Origin of the sequence: Glutamicibacter sp. NPDC087661 (assembly GCF_044743275.1) — a bacterium.
Classification (GTDB): domain Bacteria; phylum Actinomycetota; class Actinomycetes; order Actinomycetales; family Micrococcaceae; genus Glutamicibacter.
Genome location: NZ_JBIUWE010000002.1, coordinates 113,772 through 138,422 on the forward strand (window position 1 = coordinate 113,772; position 24,651 = coordinate 138,422).

The 24,651-nt window shown below is 62.3% G+C and carries 23 protein-coding genes; 18 read left to right on the plus strand and 5 right to left on the minus strand.

All coding sequences use genetic code 11. From position 1 onward, the window contains the following. The first annotated feature begins 41 nt into the window (after nucleotides 1–41). From ACIOTN_RS07355 to ACIOTN_RS07395, 9 genes are all read left to right on the plus strand, one after another. Entirely contained in the window at nucleotides 42–692 is a 651-nt protein-coding gene (locus ACIOTN_RS07355; protein ID WP_402696767.1) for a 4a-hydroxytetrahydrobiopterin dehydratase, read from the plus strand. A gap of 140 nt (nucleotides 693–832) precedes the next feature. Continuing rightward, the gene (locus ACIOTN_RS07360) at nucleotides 833–2,083 is read left to right on the plus strand and encodes an amidohydrolase (protein ID WP_402696768.1); all 1,251 of its coding nucleotides are present in this window, start codon (nucleotides 833–835) and stop codon (nucleotides 2,081–2,083) included. Nucleotides 2,084–2,339: 256 nt separating this feature from the next. Further along, a complete protein-coding gene (locus tag ACIOTN_RS07365; protein WP_402735052.1) occupies nucleotides 2,340–4,073 on the plus strand; it encodes an ABC transporter ATP-binding protein in 1,734 nt (577 codons plus the stop codon). Continuing rightward, nucleotides 4,074–6,158, plus strand: a complete 2,085-nt coding sequence (locus ACIOTN_RS07370) for an ABC transporter ATP-binding protein (protein WP_402735053.1) — start codon at nucleotides 4,074–4,076, stop codon at nucleotides 6,156–6,158. A gap of 149 nt (nucleotides 6,159–6,307) precedes the next feature. Beyond that, nucleotides 6,308–7,231 carry a LysR family transcriptional regulator gene (locus ACIOTN_RS07375; protein ID WP_402735054.1) on the plus strand — a complete coding sequence of 308 codons (924 nt, stop codon included), beginning with the start codon at nucleotides 6,308–6,310 and terminating at the stop codon, nucleotides 7,229–7,231. A gap of 338 nt (nucleotides 7,232–7,569) precedes the next feature. Then, complete coding sequence (locus ACIOTN_RS07380) at nucleotides 7,570–8,490, plus strand: FUSC family protein (RefSeq protein ID WP_402735055.1); 921 nt, start codon at nucleotides 7,570–7,572, stop codon at nucleotides 8,488–8,490. 158 nt (nucleotides 8,491–8,648) lie between these two features. Then, nucleotides 8,649–9,413, plus strand: coding sequence for an aquaporin Z (aqpZ, locus tag ACIOTN_RS07385; protein WP_402735056.1), 765 nt, complete (start codon nucleotides 8,649–8,651; stop codon nucleotides 9,411–9,413). Between the two features lie 138 nt (nucleotides 9,414–9,551). Beyond that, a complete protein-coding gene (locus ACIOTN_RS07390; RefSeq protein ID WP_402735057.1) occupies nucleotides 9,552–10,322 on the plus strand; it encodes a lysostaphin resistance A-like protein in 771 nt (256 codons plus the stop codon). Between the two features lie 3 nt (nucleotides 10,323–10,325). Next, entirely contained in the window at nucleotides 10,326–11,525 is a 1,200-nt protein-coding gene (locus ACIOTN_RS07395) for an MFS transporter (protein ID WP_332489052.1), read from the plus strand. A 41-nt stretch (nucleotides 11,526–11,566) separates the two neighbouring features. Here the strand turns inward: ACIOTN_RS07395 and ACIOTN_RS07400 are convergent, their stop codons facing one another. Continuing rightward, nucleotides 11,567–12,400 (minus strand): hydrolase, encoded by an 834-nt coding sequence (locus ACIOTN_RS07400; protein ID WP_402735058.1) that lies wholly within the window; start codon nucleotides 12,398–12,400, stop codon nucleotides 11,567–11,569. Between the two features lie 152 nt (nucleotides 12,401–12,552). Here ACIOTN_RS07400 and ACIOTN_RS07405 point away from each other — a divergent pair, with 152 nt between their 5' ends. Next, nucleotides 12,553–13,893: an MATE family efflux transporter gene (locus ACIOTN_RS07405; RefSeq protein WP_332489050.1), complete on the plus strand. Its 1,341-nt coding sequence runs from the start codon at nucleotides 12,553–12,555 to the stop codon at nucleotides 13,891–13,893. 131 nt (nucleotides 13,894–14,024) lie between these two features. On the opposite strand, the gene ACIOTN_RS07410 is transcribed toward ACIOTN_RS07405, so the two are convergent. Together ACIOTN_RS07410 and ACIOTN_RS07415 are read right to left on the minus strand one after the other, a co-directional pair. Then, a complete protein-coding gene (locus tag ACIOTN_RS07410) occupies nucleotides 14,025–14,210 on the minus strand; it encodes a hypothetical protein (protein WP_332489049.1) in 186 nt (61 codons plus the stop codon). An 85-nt stretch (nucleotides 14,211–14,295) separates the two neighbouring features. Next, nucleotides 14,296–14,931, minus strand: a complete 636-nt coding sequence (locus ACIOTN_RS07415; protein WP_105656097.1) for a GntR family transcriptional regulator — start codon at nucleotides 14,929–14,931, stop codon at nucleotides 14,296–14,298. A gap of 130 nt (nucleotides 14,932–15,061) precedes the next feature. On the opposite strand from ACIOTN_RS07415, the gene ACIOTN_RS07420 reads away from it, so the two are divergent. From ACIOTN_RS07420 to rraA, 6 genes are all read left to right on the plus strand, one after another. Continuing rightward, entirely contained in the window at nucleotides 15,062–16,375 is a 1,314-nt protein-coding gene (locus ACIOTN_RS07420; protein WP_105662067.1) for an MFS transporter, read from the plus strand. 34 nt (nucleotides 16,376–16,409) lie between these two features. Beyond that, the gene (locus tag ACIOTN_RS07425) at nucleotides 16,410–17,630 is read left to right on the plus strand and encodes an alpha-hydroxy-acid oxidizing protein (RefSeq protein WP_402735059.1); all 1,221 of its coding nucleotides are present in this window, start codon (nucleotides 16,410–16,412) and stop codon (nucleotides 17,628–17,630) included. A 56-nt stretch (nucleotides 17,631–17,686) separates the two neighbouring features. Next, entirely contained in the window at nucleotides 17,687–18,280 is a 594-nt protein-coding gene (locus tag ACIOTN_RS07430) for a DUF308 domain-containing protein (RefSeq protein WP_105656100.1), read from the plus strand. A 38-nt stretch (nucleotides 18,281–18,318) separates the two neighbouring features. Continuing rightward, on the plus strand, nucleotides 18,319–18,612 hold the full coding sequence (locus ACIOTN_RS07435; protein WP_286134039.1) for a hypothetical protein: 294 nt from the start codon (nucleotides 18,319–18,321) through the stop codon (nucleotides 18,610–18,612). A gap of 207 nt (nucleotides 18,613–18,819) precedes the next feature. Then, nucleotides 18,820–20,214: an amino acid permease gene (locus tag ACIOTN_RS07440; RefSeq protein ID WP_286134064.1), complete on the plus strand. Its 1,395-nt coding sequence runs from the start codon at nucleotides 18,820–18,822 to the stop codon at nucleotides 20,212–20,214. 83 nt (nucleotides 20,215–20,297) lie between these two features. Beyond that, complete coding sequence (gene rraA, locus ACIOTN_RS07445) at nucleotides 20,298–20,774, plus strand: ribonuclease E activity regulator RraA (RefSeq protein ID WP_105656102.1); 477 nt, start codon at nucleotides 20,298–20,300, stop codon at nucleotides 20,772–20,774. Nucleotides 20,775–20,790: 16 nt separating this feature from the next. On the opposite strand, the gene ACIOTN_RS07450 is transcribed toward rraA, so the two are convergent. Together ACIOTN_RS07450 and ACIOTN_RS07455 are read right to left on the minus strand one after the other, a co-directional pair. Further along, nucleotides 20,791–21,099 (minus strand): hypothetical protein, encoded by a 309-nt coding sequence (locus ACIOTN_RS07450; protein WP_105656103.1) that lies wholly within the window; start codon nucleotides 21,097–21,099, stop codon nucleotides 20,791–20,793. 164 nt (nucleotides 21,100–21,263) lie between these two features. After that, a complete protein-coding gene (locus ACIOTN_RS07455; protein WP_105656104.1) occupies nucleotides 21,264–21,815 on the minus strand; it encodes a CGNR zinc finger domain-containing protein in 552 nt (183 codons plus the stop codon). A gap of 124 nt (nucleotides 21,816–21,939) precedes the next feature. Between ACIOTN_RS07455 and ACIOTN_RS07460 the strand changes: the two genes are divergently transcribed. Together ACIOTN_RS07460 and ACIOTN_RS07465 are read left to right on the plus strand one after the other, a co-directional pair. Continuing rightward, entirely contained in the window at nucleotides 21,940–22,917 is a 978-nt protein-coding gene (locus ACIOTN_RS07460) for an EamA family transporter (protein ID WP_402735060.1), read from the plus strand. A gap of 127 nt (nucleotides 22,918–23,044) precedes the next feature. Continuing rightward, a complete protein-coding gene (locus ACIOTN_RS07465) occupies nucleotides 23,045–24,568 on the plus strand; it encodes a GMC family oxidoreductase (RefSeq protein WP_105656106.1) in 1,524 nt (507 codons plus the stop codon). The last annotated feature ends 83 nt before the right edge of the window (nucleotides 24,569–24,651 follow it).

The following is a 24,651-nucleotide window of genomic DNA, read 5'->3' on the forward strand; positions in this document are numbered from 1 at the left end:
GCCCGGAAGTGGTGCCACAGTTGCACCAGGAGGAGGAGATCATGACCGTAAACGACCGCATTGAAAGCACCGAATTGGCCTCCCGGCTGGAGACTCTGCCGCAGTGGCGCAAGCTGGCCGGCAAGCTCTGCGCGGTGTACGAGACCAAGAGTTCGGCAGAGGCCATCGAATTGTTCAGCGATATCGCTGGCGCAGCGCAGATGGCCAACCACCATCCTGATGTGGACTGGCGCTACAACCTCTTGTTTGTTTCGACCGTGTCCCACGACGCCGGTGGCGACATCACCGAAAGGGACCTCGCGCTGGCCTCGGAAATCTCGCAGCGGGCCGCCGCCTTGCATGCCAAAGCGCGCCTGGATTTGATCAAGGTGGTGGAAATCGGCATCGACACCGACGACGCCCAAGCCATATCCGGACAGTGGGCCGCCGGCCTGGGCTACCGCGAGCAGCCCGACGGCAGCCTCGCCGATCCAGCGGGCAGATTGCCGGCCATCTGGTTCCAGCGCACCCCGACGCCTCATCCCTCCCGGCTGCATCTGGATGTGTGGGTTCCCCACGCCGAAAGCGCTGCCGTGCTTTCGCGGCTGGAAAGCCAAGGTGCGGTGCTCGATGAGCGCAGCGCTCCGGGTTTCACCATAGCCAGCGACCACCAGGGCAACCGCTTCTGCATCTGCACCGAGCAGGACCGCTAGCGGCCTTGGCCTGAGCCGGCCATTGCTCCCGTTGCAATCGGCCGGAATCTGGACTGTCCTGCCGCCAGGGGATAGATTGACAGCGGATAAGCCAGCGGGGCCTTGGCGGCTCGGATGCTGGGCGCGATGGAAGGAACCCGATGGGCACTGCACAGGAAATCACCGCCTCGATCTCGCAGCAGCTGCCCTGGCAGGAGGAGCTCTATAAGCATTTCCACCGGCACCCGGAACTGGGCCTGGCCGAGCACGAGACCTCGGCGCGAATCTGCGAGGAACTTGAGGATCTGGGCTATGAAACCTGCCTGATCGGCGGTACCGGAATCGTCGGAATCCTGCGCAATGGCGAGGGGCCTGTGGTACTGGCCCGGGCCGACATGGATGCCCTGCCGGTCGCCGAGGACACCGGGCTGGAATATTCCTCCACGGTCCCCGGTGCCATGCACGCCTGCGGCCATGACATGCACATGGCCACCCTGCTGGGCGCGGCCAAGTTCCTGGCCGGGAACCGCGAGCGCTGGTCCGGCACCTATCTGGCGTTGTTCCAGCCAGCCGAGGAGACCGCCGCAGGGGCCAAGGCCATGGTGGCCGACGGGCTGGTGGAGAGGATACCGAAGCCCGATGCGGCGCTGGCCCAGCACGTGATGCCCGTCGAAGCGGGGAGGATCGGCACCACCGCGGGACCGATCCTTTCCGCCGGCGACAGCCTGCGCATCACCGTCTACGGGCGCGGTGCGCACGGCTCGATGCCGCATAATTCGGTGGACCCGGTAGTCCTGGCCTCGTCCATCGTGCTCAAGCTGCAGACCATTGTTTCGCGTGAAACCCGGCCCGGGCAGTTCGCAGTATTGACCGTCGGCGCGTTGAATGCCGGTAGCGCCGCGAACATCATCCCGGACCGGGCCCAGCTGCTGCTGAACATTCGCACCTATGATCTCCAGCTGCGCCAGCACGTCATCGACTCCATCGAACGCATCGTGCGCGGCGAATGCGCCGCGGCCGGCTCGCCCAAGGAACCGGACTTCGAGTTCTACGACCAGTTCCCGCTGACCAGCAATGACGCGGCGGCCAACGAGAAGGTCACCAAGGCCTTTGAAGAGCATTTCGCCGACGGGCAGGTCTACCAGGCTGACCCGGCCACCGCCTCGGAAGACTTCAGCACCATTCCCGATGCCTTTGGGATCCCGTACGTCTACTGGACCGTGGGCTGCGCCGATCCAAAGACCTACCAGGCAGCGCTCGCCGAAGGGACTGTCGCCTCGAAGATTCCGGCAAACCACTCGCCGTTCTTCGCCCCGGCCATCAACCCGACATTGGAAACCGCGACCCGCACCCAGGTGGTGGCCGCGCTGGCCTACCTGGGCCGCGGGGCACAGGACTCGGCAGAACGGTGATGTCCACCGCAAGAGGAGCTGGTGGCAAGTAACCGGCACCTGTCCTGCCGGTAAGTACACGGTTTATGATTAACGCCACCATGCCCGGGATCCTGCGGGAATGCGGGTGCCTGCCAGTGATTGATAAAAATCAATCGCAAGGATGATTCAAAGTGTCCAAGGCGAGCGCTAGACTGGCAATCGCTCTTCAATCACGCTGCCCTTAATCCGAAGGTCCAGCATGCCGGAGAGCTTGATGCCAGCGAGGATTTCCCACATGCTTCTCAAGCTCATCTTGAAACACTCCAAGCCGTACACGGGGTGGATCATTGCCGTAGTCATTTTGCAGCTGGCCACCACCGTGGCCACTCTTTATCTCCCTAGCCTGAACGCCAGGATCATCGACGTCGGCGTGGTCGAAGCCGATATCGACTACATCTGGCGTACCGGCGGACTGATGCTGGTGGTGGCCCTCATCCAGGTAGCCACCGCGGTGGCCGCCGTCTATTTCGGGGCCAAGACCTCCATGAGCGTGGGCCGCGACATCCGCCAGTCGGTCTTCGAGAAGGTCTCGACCTTCTCGGCACAGGACGTCAACAAATTCGGCGCCGCCACCTTGATCACCCGCGGCACCAACGACGTGCAGCAGATCCAGATGCTCACCTTGATGGCGTTGAACTTCATGATCACCGCGCCGATCATGTCCATCGGCGGCGTGATCATGGCGATCCGCGAAGATCCCGGCCTGTCCTGGCTCGTTTGGGTTTCGGTACCGCTGGTGCTCATAGTCGTGGGCCTGCTGGTCATCAAGCTCATGCCGCTGTTCCGCGATATGCAGACCCGCATCGACGGGATCAACGGCGTGCTCCGCGAGCAGATCACCGGCATCCGCGTGGTGCGCGCATTCGTGCGCGAAGAGCATGAGACGCAGCGCTATGCCGATGCCAACCAGAAGCTGACCGACCTCGGTGTCAAGGTCGGCAACCTGTTCGTGCTGATGTTCCCGGCGATCACCATGATCCTGCACCTGTCTACCGCCGCCGTGCTGTGGTTCGGCGGGCACCGAGTGGATAACAACCAGGTGGAGGTCGGCGCGCTGACCGCCTTCCTGCAGTACCTGCTGCAGATCCTGATGGCGGTCATGATGGGTACCTTCATGGCCATGATGATTCCCCGTGCCATGGTCTCGGCCGACCGCATCTCCGAGGTACTCGACAGCGAGCCGAGCATGCTCGACGCCGCCGAACGGCAAATCGCGCTGCCCACCCCGGGCACCGTGGAATTCAAGAACGTCAGCTTCGGATACCCCGGCGCCGAGGCGCCGGTGCTCAACGATATTTCCTTCACCGCCAAGCCGGGGCAGACCACTGCTATCATCGGCTCCACCGGTGCGGGCAAGACCACCTTGCTGAACCTGATCCCGCGGCTCTACGACGCCACCGAAGGCGAGATCCTGATCGGCGGGGTGCCGCTGAGGGAACTGGGACGCGACACCATTTCGCGGAACATCTCCGCGGTGCCGCAGCGCCCCTACCTGTTCTCCGGGACCATCGCCAGCAACCTACGCTTCGGCGCCCAGGACGCTACCGAGGATGACCTGTGGGATGCGCTGAGGGTGGCCCAGGCCGACGGCTTCGTAGCCGAACGCGAAGGCCAGCTGGATTCGAAGATCTCCCAGGGCGGCACCAACGTGTCCGGCGGCCAGCGCCAGCGCCTGTGCATTGCCCGGGCCCTGGCCGCGAAGCCGAACACCTACCTGTTCGATGATTCCTTCTCGGCACTGGATGTGAACACCGATGCCAGACTGCGTGCGGCCCTGGCCGAACCGACCAAGGACGCCGCGGTGATCATCGTGGCCCAGCGCGTATCGACCATTACCGGTGCGGACCAGATCCTGGTCCTGGACCATGGCGAAATCGTGGCCCGGGGTACCCACGAGCAACTGCTCGAAACCTCGGAAACCTATCAGGAAATCGTGGCATCCCAGCTGAGCGTGGAGGAGGTGGCCTAAATGGCGAAGAAGCAGAAGAATATCGATCCGGAGCAGCTCGAAAACGAGCTTGCGGACGTCAATGAATTCGATGCCGCGGCGGGAGCCGACGACTGGAGCGGCGGCGCCCCGGTGCGCAAGGCCGAGCATTTCTGGCCATCGGCCAAGCGCCTGGTCGGGCTGATGTCCCCGTACAAGCTGGGCATGGTCCTGGTGTTCGCGCTGATCACCGTGTACGTGGTGCTCTCGGTGATCGCACCACGGATCCTGGGCAAGGCCATGGACGTGATCTTCGCCGGGCTGATCGGCAAGAACATCCCGGCCGGCACGCCCGCGGAGCTGGTGATCCAGCAGCTGCGCGACTCCGGGCAGGGAACCCAGGCCGACATGCTCTCCAAGGTGGACTTCGTCCCCGGGCAGGGCATCGACTTCACCCAGCTTTCGCAGTACATCCTGATCGTGCTCTCCATGTACTTCGTCGCCTCGCTCTTCTCGTGGGCCTCGGGCTGGCTGCTGAACAAGCTGGTCATGCGCGTGGTCTACAACCTGCGCAAGGACGTCGAGGACAAGATCAACAAGCTGCCGCTGAACTACTTCGACACGCGCCAGCGCGGCGATCTGCTCTCGCGCGTGACCAACGACGTGGACAACATCCAGAATGCGCTGCAGCAGGCGCTGAGCCAGCTGGTCTCCTCGGCCATGACCGTTATCGGCATCGTGATCATGATGTTCGTGGTCTCCTGGCAGATGGCGCTGATCGCGCTGGTGGCCCTGCCGCTGTCGGCAGCTGCCGCGGGCATCATCGGCACCCGGGCGCAGAAGCTGTTCACCGCGCAGTGGAAGAACACCGGCGCGCTGAACGGGCAGATCGAGGAATCCTTCTCCGGCCACGAGCTGATGAAGGTCTTCGGCCGCGAAGCGGACATGGTGGACCGCTTCACCGCGCGCAACGAGGAACTGTACAAGGCCAGCTTCGGCGCCCAGTTCGTCTCGGGCATGATCATGCCGGTAATGAACTTCGTGTCCTACCTGGCCTACGTGGGCATCGCCGTGGTGGGCGGGCTGCGCGTGGCTTCGGGCACGATGAGCCTGGGCGACGCGACCGCGTTCATCCAGTACAGCCGCGAGTTCACCCAGCCGCTGGGCCAGATTGCCGGCGTGGCGAACATGCTGCAGTCCGGCGTGGCTTCGGCTGAACGCACCTTCGAGCTGCTGGACGCCGAGGAACAGGAACCGGACGACGCGCAGGACAGCCTTCCTGCCCGCGCCGACGGGCATGTCTCCTTCAAGAATGTGTCCTTCTCCTACTCGCCGGACAAGCCGCTGATTGAGGACCTGTCCTTCGATGCGGATCCGGGGCACACGGTGGCGATTGTCGGGCCGACCGGCGCGGGCAAGACCACGCTGGTGAACCTGGTGATGCGCTTCTACGAGCTGAATTCCGGGAAGATCATGCTTGATAACCGCGATATCACCGATCTTTCCCGCGCCGACCTGCGCTCGAAGGTGGGCATGGTGCTGCAGGACGCATGGCTCTTTGGCGGAAGCATCATGGAGAACATCCGCTACGGCCGGCTGGATGCCACCGATGAGGAAGTGATCGCGGCCGCGAAGGCGACCTTCGTGGACCGTTTCGTGCGCGCGCTGCCCGATGGCTACGACACCATCATCGACGAGGAAGGCACCAACGTGTCGGCCGGCGAGAAGCAGCTGATCACCATCGCCCGCGCGTTCGTGGCCAACCCGTCGCTGCTGATCCTGGACGAGGCGACCAGCTCGGTGGATACCCGTACCGAATTGCTGGTGCAGCAGGCGATGGCCGCGCTGCGCAGCGACCGCACCAGCTTCGTGATTGCCCACCGGCTGTCCACGATCCGCGACGCGGACACCATCTTGGTGATGGAGTCCGGCCGGATCGTGGAGCAGGGCAACCACGAGCACCTGCTGGGGACCCAGGGCGCCTACTACCGGCTGTACCAGTCGCAGTTCGCCGGCCCGGCCGAGGATGTGGATGCGAATCCGGATACGGCTGCGGTGCCCGCGGTAGCGGCCGGAGCCACGGTGGCCAGTGACATGGCACCGGAAGCAAAGGAAGAAACCGAGTAGGACCTTGAGTCGCGAAGACCCCGGCATCTGGCAGATTTTCACTGCCGGTGCCGGGGTCTTTTTGCATTGCCAGGCCTGCTTCTGATCGAACCGCTGCGGCACGCCCCCAGGCCATCGATAGCACTTGTTCCTGCAGGAAATGATGCAATATGAACATGATGCTTAGACAGTTGGAATATCTGGTGGTACTGGCCAATGAGGGACATTTTGCCCGGGCAGCTGAAGAATGCGCGGTCTCCCAGCCAGCATTATCAGAGGGCATTCGAAAACTCGAAAAGGAACTGGGCGCGCCATTGGTCCGCCGGGGCCATGCCTTCCAAGGGCTGACCGTTGAAGGCGAGACGGTTCTCAAATGGGCTCGGAAAATCCTGAAAGACCATGCCTCGCTGAGACAGGAAATCTCCCATTACGAGAATGGCCTGAATGGAACACTCCGATTGGGAACGGTTCCTGCTGCCTCTTCAACTGTTGCAACCCTCACCGACAAGTTTGCCCGTGCGCATCCGCAAGTGGGCATCAACGTCCAGGCGAGTCTCCATTCGGCGGACATCGTCCGTCAGATCAGGAACTACGAGCTTGACGCGGGCCTTATCTACGCGGAGCCGCAGGACCTAGCTGGACTGCTGGTCTATCCGCTCTATGCCGAGGAACATGTGCTGCTCACTGCGCCGGGGATGCTCCCCGAGGGCGCAACGACGGCTTGGGCGACGGCGTTGGAGTTGCCCTTATGCCTCCTCGACTCATCTCTTCGAGGGCGCCAGGTCCTCGACCAGACGCTCAGACGGCACGATCTGGTAGTCTCGCCGCGAATCGAATGCGACTCGATAGTCACGTTGCTCGCGCATGTGTCCACCGGGAACTGGGCCAGCATAGTTCCGCGCCAGTGGTTGCCACCCTTGGGAGCTCTGCCTGGTATTGAGCTTTACAGGCTGGATGATCCGCAAGTTGCCTCGCAAATTTCTCTTGTAATGGAAGACAGCAGTCCATTAACCCTGATGTCGCAGGCGCTCGAAAAGATAATTTCTAGCACATTCCCTGCGGTCGATATGCATCTCAGCAGGAATCATAAGTAGCACTTACTGAATCATCGGATCTAATTATTGGATCTGATCAATGGTAATCCCTGAACCTAGAACCAGACCCCAAGTCGCTTAGGAATTGGGCCGTGCAACTGGGAGCGGAGAGAACAGTGGAACCTGACCATCTTGAGGCACCATGGGACCCGAGGGATGCAAGCAATCAGATAATTGCCAGGACGACTCGGGATTCCATGATGACGGCAGGCAGAGCAGCTCCGGTCTCCACAGCCGTTGGTAAGTTCAAATTCACGCGCGGTTCGCTCGTGAATTGGCAGCTCTTCGCCATTTCGCACAGCCCAGAGATCCGCCCGGCCCTGCGCGTAGGCCTCGGATTGGGACTTCCGGGGATTGCACTGCTGCTGATTGGCAGAACGGACCTCCTTGCCTACGCTGTTTTCGGCTCCATTGTCGGGATGTACGGCCGAAATCCGCATCGCTCGCAGCGACTGAAGGACCAGGTGCTCGGAGCTGCACTGATGCTGTGTGCGGGAATTTGCGGGATCGCCATGGCCCCCTTGGGTATGCGCGGGTGGACGCTGCTTGCCGGAGGAATGTTCTGGGCGGCCTTCAGCTCATTGATCGCTGATCGATATGGGCTCAAGCCCGGCGGTGCCTTCTTTCCGCTCTTTGCGTTTGGTGCGTTGGGAACTTTGCCGGTGGGGGAGCTTCCCGCCCTTGAAGGCCTGGCCGCGTTCGTCGCCACCGCTCTGTTCAGCATCCTGCTCGGCCAAGCCGCACGCTTCGGACGAGTGGAAGAGTGCGGCTCGGAAGGCCTCGCGCTTCCATGGCCCCGCATCCTGCGCAGGGCATGCACCTACCTGATAGTTGTCTTCCTAGCTGGAGCTGTCGGGATTACTCTGCAGGTCGAGCATCTCCAATGGACCATGGCCGGGGCGGCCGTTCCGCTTGCCGTCGGCAATGCCCGGGGACGGTTGCGACGTGGGGCTCACCGCATCGGGGGAACCCTGGCCGGTATAGGCGTGTTGTTTGGGATCACGGCCCTGACTCCCGGCGAACTGATGATCGGCTGCTGCATCATCTTGCTGATGTTCCCAACCGAGGCCTATATGGTCCGGAACTACGGCCTTGCCCTCAGCTTTTTCACGCCGCTGATTATCCTGATGCTTCAGCTGGCTAATCCGAAGAGCGGATCCCAGATGGTGTGGGACTGCGCTATGGGAAATCTTCTCGGTGTCGTTGTCGGCATTGCGGCCGCTTCAATTTTCGAACGGCAGCCCCGAACCACGATCTAGAAACTCCGCAACTGCGGCGCGGCAGATCAGAAGCATGAACCCAGAAGAAAAATAAGACGAACGAGATCTATTAAGTAGCCGCAGGCCTACCGCAGCCCCATCGGCAGGACATAAGCTGGCCTTGAACTCGCATAATTCATCGAGGATAAGGAAAAAGCATGTCAGATGCAGCTGTGCCAACTGTTGGCGCAAAACTATCGGCAGAATTCTTGGGCACATTCGTGCTGGTCTTCGGTGGCTGTGGTTCAGCGATCTTCGCAGCCAAGGTCATCGCAGATGAAACCGTGAACATGGGCATCGGATTCCTGGGCGTAGCTCTGGCTTTCGGTTTCACTGTGCTGATCATGGCGTACGCAGTAGGGCATATCTCCGGCGGCCATTTCAACCCTGCCGTCACCCTGGGCACGGCCTTTGCCGGGCGCACCCCGTGGAAGGATGTCCTCCCGTACATCGTCACGCAGATCGTCGCTGCTTCGGTGGCGGGTGCCGTGCTGTTCTGGATCGCTTCGGGCAAGGACGGATTCAACGCAGTCGAATCCGGTTTCGCTTCCAATGGCTATGGGGAGCGATCGCCAGATGGCTATTCGCTGGTTGCGGCACTGGTCGCAGAGATCGTTTTGACTGCGATCTTCCTGTACGTGATCCTCGGCTCCACCGACAAGCGCGCGCCGCAGGGTTTCGCGCCGATCGCTATCGGCCTGTCATTGACCCTGATCCACCTGGTGTCCATTCCCATCACCAATACCTCGGTCAACCCGGCACGTTCCCTGGGCGTCGCATGGTTCGCCGGCCCGGAAGCCTTGGGCCAGGTATGGCTGTTTATCCTGGCACCGTTTATCGGTGCGGCCATTGCCGGTGTCAGCTACAAGGTGCTCTTCCCGGCCTTCGTGGACAAGGGTCGCGAAGGTTTCGACAAGAACTAGCAGATGATGGGAGCTCGCGGTTACCGCAGCTCGCTGAACCCAGTCCAGCAGACTTCGACGTCGGCTGGACTGGGTTCGTCCTTTCACGTGGAACGATGAACTTGGGAAATCCACATGGAAGGCGATTAGGCTTGTCATATGCAACAACGGCCAGAGTACATGAACCCCTATTCGGCTCCGCGGCCCAAGCAACGCGTCTTCAACGCCGGGCAATTCACCAAGGGCGACTTCTGGACAGTTCTTGCCTACCTCGTCTTCTTTGTCGGGGGCGCAGCAGGCCTCATCGGCTTGATCCCTGGCTACATGGGCGCCTTCACCACCCAGGAACAGGCGCTGTTCGGGATCAACCTGATCCTGTATGTCACCTTCTTCATTCTCGCGATGATCCAGTGCGGTCCGCAGTTCTTCGAGTCGTTCAAGACCATGCGCTACCACCCCTGGGCCAAATGGCTGATGCTGCCCGGTGGCTGGTTCCTGACCATCATGGCCAACGGAATCATCGCCGCCTTGACGGGCCAAGCGGCCACCAGCGAGAACCAGGCGGCCCTGGAATCCATGGCCGGAACGGTGCCGCTGCCGGTCATGCTGGTGGTCACTGCGCTCTTCGGCCCATTCGTCGAGGAATACCTGTTCCGCCATCTGCTCATCGGCAAGCTTTCACGCAAGCTCAACGTCTGGCTTTGCGCACTGATCTCCACGGTGCTGTTCGCCAGCATCCACTTCATTGGCGCGGGCATCGGCTCGTGGCTGGAGGTCGTGCCGTACTTCATGCTGGGCGTCATGATGGGTGTTGCCTACATCCTCAGCGGCAAGTCGCTGGCCTACTCCTACATGCTGCATGTCATTAACAATGCCGTAGCGCTGCTGGTGGTGTACCTGATCTACCCGCTGCTTCCTGTGGGAGCCTAAGCAGTGGCATTTACCGGACTCGAACCGAACACCCCCGCCTATCGGGGCATGCTGCTGGCGCTTTTTGCCGGCGGCGTCGCCACGTTCTCCCAGCTCTATGCGGTGCAGGGGCTGCTGCCGGTCATCGCCGGCTATTTCCACATCACCTCTTCGCACACGGCACTTGCCGTTTCATCAGCGACCCTGGGGCTGGCATTGGCCGTGACTCCATGGGCCATCATTTCCGACCGCGTCGGGCGCCGCAAGGTCATCAGCATCGCCCTGATCTCTTCGGTTGCCCTGGGACTGCTCAGCTGCCTGTCGCCAAGCTTCGAGTTCCTGGTGGCGATCCGGTTCTTCGAGGGAATTGCCTTGGCAGGTGTTCCCGGCTCTGCACTGGCCTTCCTCGTTGACGAGGTCAATCCGCGAGCCGTTGCCGTGGCCAGCGGCACCTATATCTCCGGCACCACCCTTGGCGGGCTGGCCGGACGCTTGGTCGCCAGCTTTGTCGCAGACCCGGCCGGCTGGCGCTGGGGGGTCGCGGCAGTGAGCATCATGGCTGGCCTGGCGACGCTCTTCTTCCTGTTCAAGGCGCCCAGCGCCCAGGGCTTCGACCCCATCCACGGCCAGAACCTGCGCAGCATCGCCAAGAAGTTCGCACATGCATTGCATGGCAAAATGGCACTGGTCTATGCCCAGGGATTCTTGCTCATGGGCGGATTCGTGGCCGTCTACAACTACCTGGCTTTCCGGCTGGAAGCACCGCCCTACCTGATTCCGGCTTCGTGGGCGGCACTGGTCTTCTTGGCCTACCTTTCTGGAACCTACACCTCGGTGGCCAGCAGCAAACTCGTCGCCAAGGCTGGACGGCGAAATACCCTGCGCATCAGCATTCTCACCAGCGCCCTGGGCTTGCTGCTGACCCTGGCCGGGAACCTGGTCGTGATCATCAGCGGGTTGCTGATCTTCACCGCTGGCTTCTTCGCGGCCCACGCGGTCGCCAGCGGGTGGGTGCCGGTGCTGGCCACCGGAGCCAGGGCGCAGGCCTCCAGCCTGTACAACTTGTTCTACTACGTGGGCTCATCACTGCTTGGCTGGCTCATCGGCATCCCCTTCATGCACTACGGCTGGGCCAGCGTCGTGCTCTGCGTTGGCGCGTTGCAGGTGGTTGCCCTGATCCTGGCTTCCTTGCTCTCCAAAAGGGACCCATCCCTTCGCGGATAATTCATATTCCGCATTCGGAATACTCAACTTTGCGCGGAATATCAGGTCAGATGGTCGAATTCTCCTGATACCCACCTGGCATAGCGTTCCGCAGAGAACTGGACCACCCGGTGGGCATCGACCTGGATGCGGGCCGCGAAGTTGTTGTAGAGGCGGTCGAACTTCACCGGCTCCAGATCCTTGGCCATGCGCCGCACCACGGCAGCCGAGAGCGGGATGCGGTTGGGGTAGCTGCGCAAGAAGGTCGCATTGCCATCGGCCACGGGGAAAACCGCGTCGCCAGCCAGCAGGACTCCGCGGCCATCGGCCCCTGCTTCCCAAACAGCCGCAGTGCTGCCCGGGACGTGGCCGCCGAGCTGCATCAGCCTGATCCCGGGCAGCACCTCAAAAGGCTGGGACCAGGTCCTGACGGCGGCTGAGGAATACTGGACCCACTGCGCATCTTTCTCGGCGACAAGGATCGGCGCATTACCCAGCGCCTGGCTGTATTGCTGCTGCACCCCGTACATGTGCGGATGGCTCGCCACAATGGCCGCCAGCTTTCCGCGGCTATCCAGCCAATCAATGATTTCTCCGGTAATCAGCCCGGGCACGTCGAAGAGCAGGTTGCCCGCGGTGGTCTCCACGAGCAAGGAGCTTTGGCCTATGCCGATTTCGGGAGAAGCAATCGCATTCAGTCCCGGCTCCAGCGAAGTGATCGTCAGCTGGTGGCCGGCTGCTGCCAGGTCTTCGGTGCGCACCCAACGCTGGATTCCGCCCGGAATGTACTGGCGTTCATCGGCGCAGATGGGGCAGGTGCCGGTGGGTTGCGGGCCAGGCGGGAACTCCACGGCGCAACCCGCGCATTGCCAATGGCCAATATGTTCTTGTCCCATGGGAAACCTGTTTTCTGGTGGCGGTGCTGGCTGTGCCCTGCTTGCTTCCAAACCTAGTACTCGCTCCGGACGCAGGAAAGAGGACTGCACCGGGAATCCTCCTGCGCGCAAGCAAATGGTGAAAGTCCACTCTGCTTCGTAGAGTTGAGGTTGTGAATCCTTCAACCCCCACCGAATCCCCGCGGAGCTTGGCCTGGCAGATCCTTGCCTTGGCCGTTCCCGCCTTGGGCGCTTTGATCGCCGAGCCGCTGTTCTTGATGGCCGATTCGGCCATCGTGGGCCACCTTGGCGTGGCCGAGCTGGCCGGCGCCGCACTGGGCACCACGGTGCTGCACACAGCGGTGGGGTTGATGATCTTCTTGGCCTATGCCACCACGCCAGCTGTAGCCAGAGCCCTGGGTGCTGGCAATCCCGGCAAGGCCATGGCGGCGGGCCGTGATGGCATGTGGTTTGCCGTAGTCCTCGGGGTGGTGCTGTCGCTGCTCGGATACTTCAGTGCCGATCGGCTTGTGGGCTTGATGGGCGGCGAAGGGGAAACCGCTGGATTCGCCGTCGATTACATCCGCTACTCGATGCCTGGCCTGACCGCGATGCTGCTGGTCCTGGCAGCCACCGGCGTGCTGCGTGGCATGCAGGACACGAAAACACCGTTGATCGTGGCCACCGCTGGCTTCGGATTGAATATCGTCCTGAACTTCGTGCTGGTCTACTGGGCCGATATGTCCGTAGCCGGTGCCGCGCTTGGCACATCGATCGCCCAGTGGATGATGGCGGTGGTGTATTTGTGGATGATCTTGCCAAGAATCCGCAAGCAAGGAATTTCCATGGCGCCGAGCTGGTCCGGGTTCATTTCCACCGGGCAAGTCGGTTCCTGGTTGATGCTGCGCAACCTGAGCATGCGCGCGGCGTTGCTCCTCACGGTTCTTGTCGCCACCAACGCCGGCACCCAGACACTGGCAGCGCACCAGCTGGTCTTCACGATCTTCAGTTTCCTGGCCTTTGCACTGGATGCGTTGGCTATTGCGGCCCAGGCCATGATTGGCCAGGAGCTGGGCCGCGGGGATGCAGAGCAGGTCCGCAAGCTCACCGGGATCATGAGCCGCTGGGGCATCTGCTTCGGCGTGGTAACCGGGATCCTGCTGCTTGCCACCTCGTGGGTCTTCCCGATGATCTTCACCCCGGATGAGCAGATCCGCCAGCTGACCACCGTTGGGCTGTGGGTGCTGGCATTGTCCCAGCCGTTGTGCGGTTTGGTGTTCGTGCTGGACGGCGTGCTCATCGGTGCGGGGGATGCCCGCTATCTCGGGTTGGTGGGCATAGCCAACCTTGTTCTCTACGTGCCGATGCTCTGGGCGGTTCAGGTCTTTGCCAAGGATTCCACGTCAGCGATTTTGTGGATCTGGGTTGCTTTCGCCATCGGCTACATGGCAGCTCGCGGCGTGAGCCTGTCCCTGCGTGCCAGGAACAGCGCTTGGATGCGGTTGGGCAGCTGAACCCAGGCCACCGGGCCGCTCGCCAGCGATTACCCTGGAGCTTCATCGCTTGGGCGGCAATCTCATGGGCGACCGCATGGGTGCAGTGAACTGGTCGTGCCTCGGCCACCCGGATCCGGGCTGGGCAACGACTAGTGCGTTGGACTGAGGGTGCGGCCGATACCGGTACGGGTCATTGCCGTTTCCCGGACGAGGGTCTCGCGTTCGGTGCCTTCGAAGATGTTCTCGCGGACCACGAAGAAGTCCACGTCCCCTGGCTGGCGGAATTGCAGGAGGTTGCCCCACTGCGCCGAAGAAGATCGCGTCGTGCCCGCCAAGCTTCTCACTCCGGTTATCGGGCATCATCTACCGGCGAGCACGGCGATGCTGTGTGCCTGCCCATGATGCATCAATGGTTGGCCGCTAGTGATGTCCCAGCATGGCTCGGCGGATGGATTCCAGATGCAGCGTCATGGCCTCGGCGGCCGCTGAAGGATCTGAATTCTGTATGGCGGCAAAGATCGACTGGTGCTCGGCCAGCTCGTCCGATTGGGACATGTATGGCTGCATGGAAGGCAACACGTAGTGGGCTCGGGCGGTTTGCGTGAAGCAGTTCTCCAAGCTGTCCACAATGCGGGAGTTGCGCGATGCCGCGGCCAGTTCGCTATGGAAGCACTGGGCGGCATGCATGGAGGCAATGGGGTCGGAGACCGCCAGCTTTTGCTGGGCTTCAAGGTGCCCGGCCAGGGAAACTACAAGCGCCGCCGAATGCATGCTGGCTACCTGCCCCGCCACATGCGGTTCGAGCAAGCTGCGCAGTTCCAGGACTTCATAGACATCATTCATCGAGATGGCGCGAACCAGATAGCCCTTCTTGGGCAACACCTGCAGCAGGCCCTCGCTGGTGAGCTGGCGCAGGGACTCGCGCACCGGGGTCTTGGAGACCTCGAACTCCTGGGCCAGTGCCGGTTCGATGATCAGGCTTCCCGGGGCAAGTTCCCCGCGGTTGATGCGTTCGCGCAAGGTGAGCGTGAGCTGTTCGGAGAGCGAGCTGGCCATGGTTTTCCGATTCCTAAGGGGCGTAACTTGGCGACCTGATCTAGCTATCGCTCTGGGCAACACTCTAGTCTGGGATGAAATATATTTCAGGTATCTTACGGAACACCACTTTATCGCAAGGACTACGACTGTGCCGATCACCCAGAACTCTGCCAGCACGCAGCAAGCGCGCAACCGGCGCCGGGCCCTGTTCGCCTCTGTCTTCGGCACGGCCATTGAATGGTACGACTACGCGCTGTATGGCGCGGCCGCATCGGTGGTGATCGGTCCGCTGTTCTTCGCCGGAGCCGGAGAAGCGGCGGCCTCGATCGCGTCCTTTGCGACCTTCGCGGTGGGCTTCGTGGCCCGCCCGCTGGGCGGTGTGCTCATCGGCCACCTGGGGGACCGGTTCGGGCGCCGCCCGGCCATGCTGCTCTCGGTCATCCTGATGGGCATCGCCACCGTGGGCATCGGCCTGCTGCCGACCGCGCAGACCTGGGGCGTGTGGTCCGTGGGCCTGCTGGTGCTGCTGCGCCTGATCCAGGGATTCGGCGCTGGCGCGGAACTGACCGGTGCCATGACGCTGGTGGCCGAATACGTGGAGCCGAGAAAACGCGGGTTCTACACCTCGCTGGTGCTCTCCACCCCGCCGCTGGGCATCGCCCTGGCCACCGTGTGCTTCTTCCTGGTCTCGCTGGCCGGTGACGAGGTACTGCTCGGGTGGGCCTGGCGCATCCCATTCCTGGTCTCGGCACTGCTGTTCGTCGTGGCCATCTACATCCGCAACAAGCTGGAAGAGACCCCTGACTATGCCGCCGCCATGGCCTCGGCCCGTGCCGAGCAGCAGCAGGCCAAGCTCCCCATCGTGCAGGTATTCTCGGGGCATTGGCGCCGGGTCATCCTGGGCTTCCTCGCCATCACCGGGCACAATGCTGTCAACTACATCCTTGCGGTCTTCGCGCTGAGCCTGATGGTCACCAGTGGCATGGAGCGAAGCCATGCGCTGCTGGCGGTCACCCTGGGCTCATTGGTCTCCGTCGTGCTCACCCCGGTGGGTGGCTGGCTGGCCGATCGGTTCGGCGCATCCAAGGTCCTGGCGGCCGGGAATATCTCAGGTTTGATCCTTGCGTTCCCGATCTTCGCGATGATCTCAACCGGCGAGTTCGCCTTCGGATTCCTGGGCATCGCTGCCGGCTACGCGCTGGTGATCCCGTGCACTTCCGGTGCCCAAGGGGCCTTCCTCACCGAGCTGTTCCCCGTCTCGGTGCGCTTCTCCGGGATTGCCATCGCGCGCGAACTGAACGGCGCCATCGTCGCTGGGCTCTCGCCGCTGATTGCCGCTGCGCTCTTGCAGACGGGCAACGGCTCCATCGCGATGCCAGCGGGATACCTGGCGCTGTGCTGCCTGTCCTCGGCCATTGCAATCTTCATCGGCACCCGCGCAAGCTCGCGCACCCTGTACTAGACCGGCAATTTCTACCGAAGTAAAGGAACAATCCATGGGTAATCTCAAGCGCCAACTGCCCGACGTGGCCGAACTGGTCAGCCTGATGAAGTTCAAGCTCCCCTCCACTAGCCCTCGCGCCGCCCGCCTGGCCGGTGCCGCCGACATCTGGGATCTGCGCAAGATCGCCAAGCGCCGCACCCCCGCCGCGGCCTTCGACTATGTAGATGGCGCTGCCGGGCGAGAAATCACCGCGACCCGCGCCCGAGCGGTGTTCGACAGCGTTGAGCTGTTGCCGCGAATCCTGCACGGAACCGCGCAGTCGGATCTTTCCACCACCATTGCCGGTGCCCCATCGGCATTGCCCTTCGGCATCGCCCCCACCGGTTTCACCCGCTTCATGCACTCCGAGGGCGAAATCGGCGGCTCGCGGGCTGCCCAGAAAGCAGGGATTCCCTTCAGCCTGTCCACCATGGGCACCCGATCCATCGAGGAGGTCGCCGAGGCGGCACCCGAGGGCCGCAAATGGTTCCAGCTCTATCTGTGGAAGGACCGGGAAAAGTCCAGGGCGCTGGTGGAACGTGCCGCTGCAGCGGGCTATGACACCTTGCTGGTCACCGTGGACACCCCGGTGGCCGGCCAACGCCACCGCGATACCCGCAACGGCATGAAGATCCCGCCGGAATTGACCGTGAAGACCGTGCTCGATGCGTCGTACCGACCCGAATGGTGGTACAACTTCTTGACCACCGATTCGCTGAAGTTCGCATCGCTGTCGGATACGTCGGCAGACCTGCCAACGATCATCAACTCCATGTTCGATTCCTCCCTGGACTTCGAGGATCTGAAATGGATCCGCGAGCTGTGGAAGGGCAAGCTCTTAGTCAAGGGCGTGCTCACCAGCGAAGACGCTGCCAAGGCCCAGGCCGCCGGTGCTGACGGACTGGTGGTCTCCAATCATGGCGGCCGGCAGCTGGACCGCGCGCCGATCGCCTTCGAGGCCTTGGGCGAAGTGCGTGCCGAAGTCGGTGAGGACATGGAAATCATCATGGATTCGGGCATCATGTCCGGCGCGGACATTGTCGCCGCGCTGTGTGCCGGAGCGGACTTCGTGCTGATTGGCCGCGCCTACCTCTACGGCCTGATGGCTGGGGGAGAGGAAGGCGTCAGCCGTGCCATCGAATTGCTGGCCAAGGAAGTGGAAGTGACTATGCAGCTGATGGGCGCGGCGAGCATCGGGGATCTGGACCAGTCTCTGATTCGCCGCCGTGGCTGATGTGATTAACCCCGGGCGAAGTGGCGGTTAGTTCTATGAGCGGTAGAATAGAAATTGTGCCTGCACCAAAAACCACCCCAGTTCAAGCTTCAGATGTTTTCCGCCCGGTCTTCCTGCGCGGCCTGACGGCCCTGGCCTATGCCCTGATGTCGATTTTCTGGATCGGCGCAGATGACAAAGTTGTCACTTACTCCACGGCAGCGTTCCTCGTTGTCACTGGCGTGTTCATGTGGCAGTACGTATCTGTGGAAAGCGCGCCGGAGAAGTCGCGCGCCCCCTACGCGCTGGGTGCGGGATTGATGCTTCTGGCTGGTATCGCCACCATCTTCGTCAGCTCGATTGCCTGGGTCGGCTATGTGGGTGCCTTTGCATTCCTGGCCGGAGGCATTGCCGAGCTCATCGTCTTTGCCAAGCATCGCGAGGCCTTCCCGCCGTTCAGGAACCAGCTGGTTACCGGCGCGGTGGGCGTGATCTTGGCCATTTCGCTGTGCTTCAGCGGTGGCATGGATGCGCACGCATTGTTCGGCCTGATTGGCGGCGGAACTATCGTTCTGGCCGTTTTCGCGCTGATTGCCGCCTTCGGCCATCGCCATGAAATGAAGGCAACCGCCCCGACCACGATCAATTCGCCGGACCAGGAAAGCAACTAGTCTTTAGGTCTGCAGTAAAAGTAGAAACGGAGTTCCTGGTGGGAAACAACAAGAAGAAGCAACCGTGGAGCCAGTCAATCAAGGGCCCACTGAGCTTCTCGCTGATCCTGGCCATCGTCGCCGGCGTGGTCGGCCTGGTTAGCTCCACCGGCGGATCGCAGAATCCCTTGCGCTTCGATATCGGTTTGGCCTGTTTCGGCATCGCCTTTGTCGCAAGCCTGCTGGTCATCTCGGTGATGACCATGGCTGCCAAGGACAATGATCCTGACCTGGGAAAGGGGACCGGGGTAAACCGATCCTCATCCAACCCGGACAAGAAGTTTGAAGACTGATAATAAAGCTTAGCCACGCGGCATGACGCGCTGAGACTGTCCATCCACAGATAGTCCCAGCGCGTTGTCGTTTGCCGGGCCAATTGATCGAGGCAGGACGCCTCAAGCACGCACCAAGGATTTCAAGTGAGTAGCACGAGTATCTCTGATCAGCATGGCCGCACCCCACTGGGCAAGCAGCTGCGACGGCGCAAGTCCATCCAGGCGATGGCCAACGACGCCGCGAACAACGCCGGGCTCGGGACGCTCAAGCGCTCGCTGGGCGTCACCCAGCTGGTCATGATCTCCGTCGGAGCCACCCTGGGCACCGGCATCCTGGTGATCCTCGGATCTGCCGTTCCGGTCGCCGGCCCGGCGATCTGGATCGCCTTCGTGCTGGCCGGCATCACCGCGCTGCTTTCGGCGGTCTCCTATGCCGAAATGGCGGGCATGGTCCCGGTCTCCGGCTCCAGCTATTCCTATTCCTACGCCACGCTGGGCGAAGGCATGGCCTGGGTGTGCGGTTGGTGCCTGGTCTTGGAATACGCAGTTTCCGCGGCAGCGGTGGCGGTGGGTGCCGGCGCCTACGTGAACCAGACGCTGGAGATCTTCGGCCTGGCTTTGCCCCAAGCCCTGGCCGCCGGCCCGGGCGACGGCGGCGTCATCAACCTCTCGGCATTGATCGTGGTCATCTTGGCGACCCTGCTGCTGGTTCGCGGTGCCCGCGAATCGGCACTGGCCAACACCGTCATGGTGATCGTGAAGATCGCCATCCTCGTCTTCTTCGTGGTGGTCGCCTTCACCGCTTTCAATGCCGGGAACTTCGCTCCGCTGCTGCCCATGGGCGCCGCGGGCGTGACCGGGGCAGCGTCCATGGTCTTCTTCTCCTACATCGGCTTCGACGCGGCCTCGACCGCCGGCGAGGAAGCCAAGAATCCGCAGAAGGACCTGCCGCGGGCAATCATGATCGCCATGGTGCTGGTAACCACCATTTACGTGCTGGTTGCCGTAGCTGCCATTGGCGCCCGGGAGTGGAACTGGTTCGCCGAGTCAGAAGCCGCCCTGGTGCAGATTGTTTCCGAAATCACCGGACAGAAGTGGATGGTCTTGGCTTTCGCCCTGGCCTCGGTGATCGCGATCGTCTCGGTGGTGCTGACCACCTTGTACGGGCAGACCCGCATCCTGCTCTCCATGGGCCGCGACGGCTTGATCCCTCGCTTCTTCGCCAAGGTTTCGCCCAGCACCCGCACCCCGGTCATCGGCACCTACGTCACCGGCGCGGTCGTGGCCATTGCCGCCTCGCTGATTCCTCTGGGCCAGCTGGCCGAAGCGACCAGCATCGGCACCCTGTTCGCCTTCTCGTTGGTAGGTGTCTCGGTAATGTACCTGCGCAAAACCCAGCCGGATACCCCGCGGACCTTCCGCGTCCCGCTGTATCCGGTGACCCCGATTCTGGGCATCGCTGCCTGCCTGTTCCTGATGTTCAACCTGGCTGGCATCACCTGGCTGGTCTTCGCCATCTGGATGGCTGTGGGAGCTGCGATCTATCTGGGCTTCGGCCGCCGCAATTCGCGCCTCGGCGCCTTGGACGCCAAGGCCTATGAAGCGGAACTGAATCTCTGACACTTTCGTCATGCGCTGGGGTTGCGGGCACTGCGGGCTAAGCTGTGTGGTGGACCACTATCGCAGCTCATGAAGGAAACACCATGCACCAGGAACCGATCAGCACCGCCGACCTCTACGACCAGCATGGGGATGCACTGCAGTCCGTCTCGGCTCAATTCCAGGACTTTGGCGGGCGGCTGTCCTTCCACGGGCCGGCACGTACCGTGAAGTGCCATGAGGACAACGGCCTGGTCAAGGAGATCCTGAGCTTCCCGGGCAATGGCGCAGTGCTCGTGGTCGATGGGGGAGCATCCCTGCGTTACGCCCTGATGGGTGACATGATTGCCGCGAATGCCGAAGCCAATGGCTGGGCCGGGGTCATCATCAGCGGCGCCGTACGCGACCGTGCGGCACTGGCTGAGATGGAACTCGGGATCAAGGCACTGGGCAGCAACCCGCGCAAAACCGTCAAGCGCTCGCACGGTTCGGTGGATGAAGTGATCAGCATCGGGGATGTGAAGGTCCGACCGGGCGCGATGGTGTACGCGGATATCGACGGGATTCTTGTCGAAAACTAGCCGCTGGCCCATCCAGCTAGGGCTTGTCGCCTGCGCCTTCCCATTCCGCTTTGAACTCCTCGGTGCCCAAGGCCTCCAAATCCGCGCGGATCTGGACGATCAGCCGCTCAGCTTCTTCGAGGCTGGAGGTTGTCATGCGCAGCAGTACCGAATCGTCTTGGCGGGAATGCACGACTACCTGGGGCTCGTTCGCTTCGTACTCGGCATCGCCCAGCGTGGCAGAAGCCAGAGCTACAACCCAGCGGGCCGCGGCTTTCAATGGTCCGCTCTCAGCTGCTTCTATCCGTGCCTCGTAATCATCCGAAGCGTGGGTTTCCTGAGTCATGACCTGCCCCTTCCACTACTGCAACTGCCGGTATCCCGGTTGTGTGTTCATCATATGGCCCGGGCAAGGTAAAAGGCGAGGGGCATCGCCCAACGCCATTTTGGCCACGTGCTGGCCGATCACGGACGAAACTAGACTTGGTGTGCTCAGTGTCGGGGTTCTGGCTAGTCGATACGTTTTCCGGCTTTGCGCGCACGGTAGGCGCGCACGTGCTCGCGGTTGGCGCAGTTGCCGGTATCGCAGTACAGCTTGGAGCGGTTGCGCGACAGATCCAGCAGGGCCGCCTCGCAGTCCTCCGAGGCGCAGATCCGCAGCCGCTGCAATCCGCCGGAGCGGATCACTTCCGCCAGTGCCATCGCGGCGTCCACGGCCATGCGGTCGTAGAGCGGGGTGCTGTTGGTGGTGGCGTGCAGGTGGTAACCCAGCGATTCGCTCTTGATCAATTGAGGCTGGGCGTTGGCGTTGCGCAGGATCGCATTGACCCGGAAGACGGATTCTTCTTCGGTACCTATCCAGATGTTCTTCAGCTGGGAACGCAACTGGCGAATGGAGCGAAGCTCTGCCTGGTTGTGCGCGCGGGAGCCTTCGAAATTCTCGGCATCAAGGAACTCATCGAGATCAGCGACGGTGGAGAGCATATCCACGATTTGCACCTCGGTATTCAGAAGGTTCACCACGGACTTCAATGAAGCTTCGATATCTGGTGCAAAGGTCATAATTCGTTCCTGGAAGCTGGGTAGATTGACTGCCACTCAAGCCTAACCGTATCGTCATGCTCATACCCCCATTTGCCCCTTAACGGCGGCATGAAATTCTCCGCGAAAGACTTCAAAGATCCTCATGAGCGACCTGTCTGATTCCGGCCTTCCGGCCGCCACTGCCGGCAGTCCAGTACTGCGTCAAAGCCAGTCCCGGGGGATCTGGATTGCGCTGGCATCCTCCGCGGCCTTCGGGATTTCCGGCTCCTTCGCCAAGGGGCTTTTCGAAGCAGGGTGGAGTCCCACTGCGGCCGTGGCCGCACGCATGGCCGGCGCCGCGCTGGTCCTGGCGATCCCTGCGATCCTGGCGATGCGCGGCCGCTGGACGTTGCTGCGCACCAACTGGGTGTCGATTGTGCTCTTCGGATTGTTTGGAGTGGGAGCCTGCCAGCTGTGCTATTTCTTGGCGGTGCAGCGCTTGGATGTCGGGGTGGCTTTGCTGCTGGAGTATCTGGCTCCGGTGCTCATCGTGCTGGTGCTCTGGGCCAAGCACCAGAAGCGCCCGTCGGCGGCAACGATCGCTGGCACCCTATTGTCATTGGCGGGCCTGGTGGCGGTGCTGGATCTGACCGGCACCACGCGGATTGATCCGATCGGCGTGCTCTGGGGCTTGGGGGCAGCGGTGGGCCTGACGGTCTACTTCTTCATTAGCGCCAAGGTCGATGGCGCGCTGCCACCCATCATGCTGTCGGCCGGTGGCATGGCCGTTGGCGCGCTAACCATGCTGCTGGTTGGCGGCTTGGGAATCCTTCCAATGCAGTGGGCCGCCGGCAGCGGATCATTTGCTGGATATGAAACCCCGTGGTGGTTGGCCTTGACCGGGCTGATCCTGATCGCCACCGTGTTCTCCTACACCACCGGTGTGATGGCCGCCCGGGAACTGGGGTCCAAGGTGGCCAGCTTCATCTCGTTGACCGAGGTGCTTTTCGCGGTGCTGTGGGCTTGGCTGCTGCTCTCCGAACTGCCTGGTGCGGTGCAGCTATTCGGCGGCCTGCTGATTGTGTGCGGCGTGGTGCTGGTGCGTGTCGATGAACTGCGTGCGGCACGGAAGGGGATCTAAGCGGCCCGTAGGGTAAAAACGCGCACGCGATGCCAATTGTTGTGCGCCGGATGCCAAGGGAAAACCCGCTGGCCTGTACAGGCTGGGAGAAACAAGTTTCGCAGGCATCCTAGCTGGAGGAATACCCATGGGCAGCAAGTCGGTCATAGTCGTAGGCGCAGGTTCGGCTGGCTCGGTGGTCGCGCGCCGGCTCGTGGATGCCGGGGCGCGGGTGACCTTGTTCGAAGCTGGCTCCGAGGACACCAACCCTGCCATCCACGACCTCTCGCGCATGGGCGAGCTGTGGCATAGCAAGGACGACTGGGATTACCACACCGTCCCGATGGCCGGGGCAGCGAACAAGCCGATGCACCTGCCACGGGGCAAGGTGCTCGGCGGTTCCCACGCGCTGAATGCGACCATCTGGGTGCGCTGCGCCCCGCAGGATTTCGATGACTGGGCCAAGGACTGCGGCGAGCAGTGGGCCTGGAAGAATGTCCTGCCGATCTACAAGGAAATCGAGAACTTCTCTGGCGGCGCCAGCGAATTCCACGGCAGCGATGGGCTGGTGCCGGTGGACAACGACTACGAGCTGGATGAGATCCACCAGTCGATTATCGACGCCGCGGTGCAGTCCGGAATCGGATTCAATCCCGACTACAACGGCGAGCAGCTGGAAGGCGTTTCCAAGGAGCAGATCAACGTTGCTGGCGGCGAACGCATCAACACCTGGAAGGCCTATCTGAAGCCGGTGCGCGAGTGCATGGAAATCATCACGGACGCCGAGGTGCATTCGGTGATCCTCGAATCCGGATCCGCTGTAGGCGTGCGCTATCGGATCGGCGGGCAGCTGCAGGAGCTGCGCGCGGATGAGGTGGTGCTCAGCGCCGGTGCCCTGGGATCCCCGCAAATCCTGTTGCGCTCAGGCATCGGCCCGGTGGCCGAGCTCGAAGCCGCGGGCGTCATGCCGCTGCATGAGCTGGATCAGGTCGGAAAGAACCTGCATGACCACCTGCTGGCACCGGTGATTGCCGAAACCACCACCCGCGCGATACCCGCCCCGCGTGCCGGGGTTTCCGTCTCGCAATCGCACATGTTCACCCGATCCCGCGAGGGCCTGGATCGCCCGGACACCCAGCCGATCTTCTTCGCCGTGCCCATGTACTCCCCGGGCATGGAACCGGTCGACGGCACTGCCTTCACCTTGCACTCCGGGATCGTCACCCCGCACAGCCGCGGCGAAATCACCCTGGGCGGGCCCGGCCTGGATGACCCGGTGAACATCGATTTGAATGCGCTGGATGATCCGCGGGATATGCAGGCATTCCTGGTATCGATGAAGCAATGCCGCGCGATGGTGGAGCAAGATGCCTTGGCCGGGGACTGGGGAGCGAGGGAAATCTACCCGGGCGAAGAAATACGCGGCGATGAGCAGCTGGAGGATTACATTCGGAACAACGTCGTGACCTACCACCACCAGGTGGGTACCTGCCGCATGGGCACGGATGCGCAGGCCGTGGTGGATCCGCAGCTGCGGGTACGCGGCTTGGAAGGGCTGCGCGTCATCGATGCCTCGATCATGCCCAAGATCACCACCGGCAACACCAATGCCCCGGCTATCCTCATCGGCGAACTGGGCGCCAAATTCCTCCTGGCTGATCTTCGGCTCTGACAGGCGGCGCAATATGGCCGTGGCCAAGGAGAACGAGCCCTCACCTTCCAAAAGACGACGATTCCGCGGACCGCAGCTGGCGA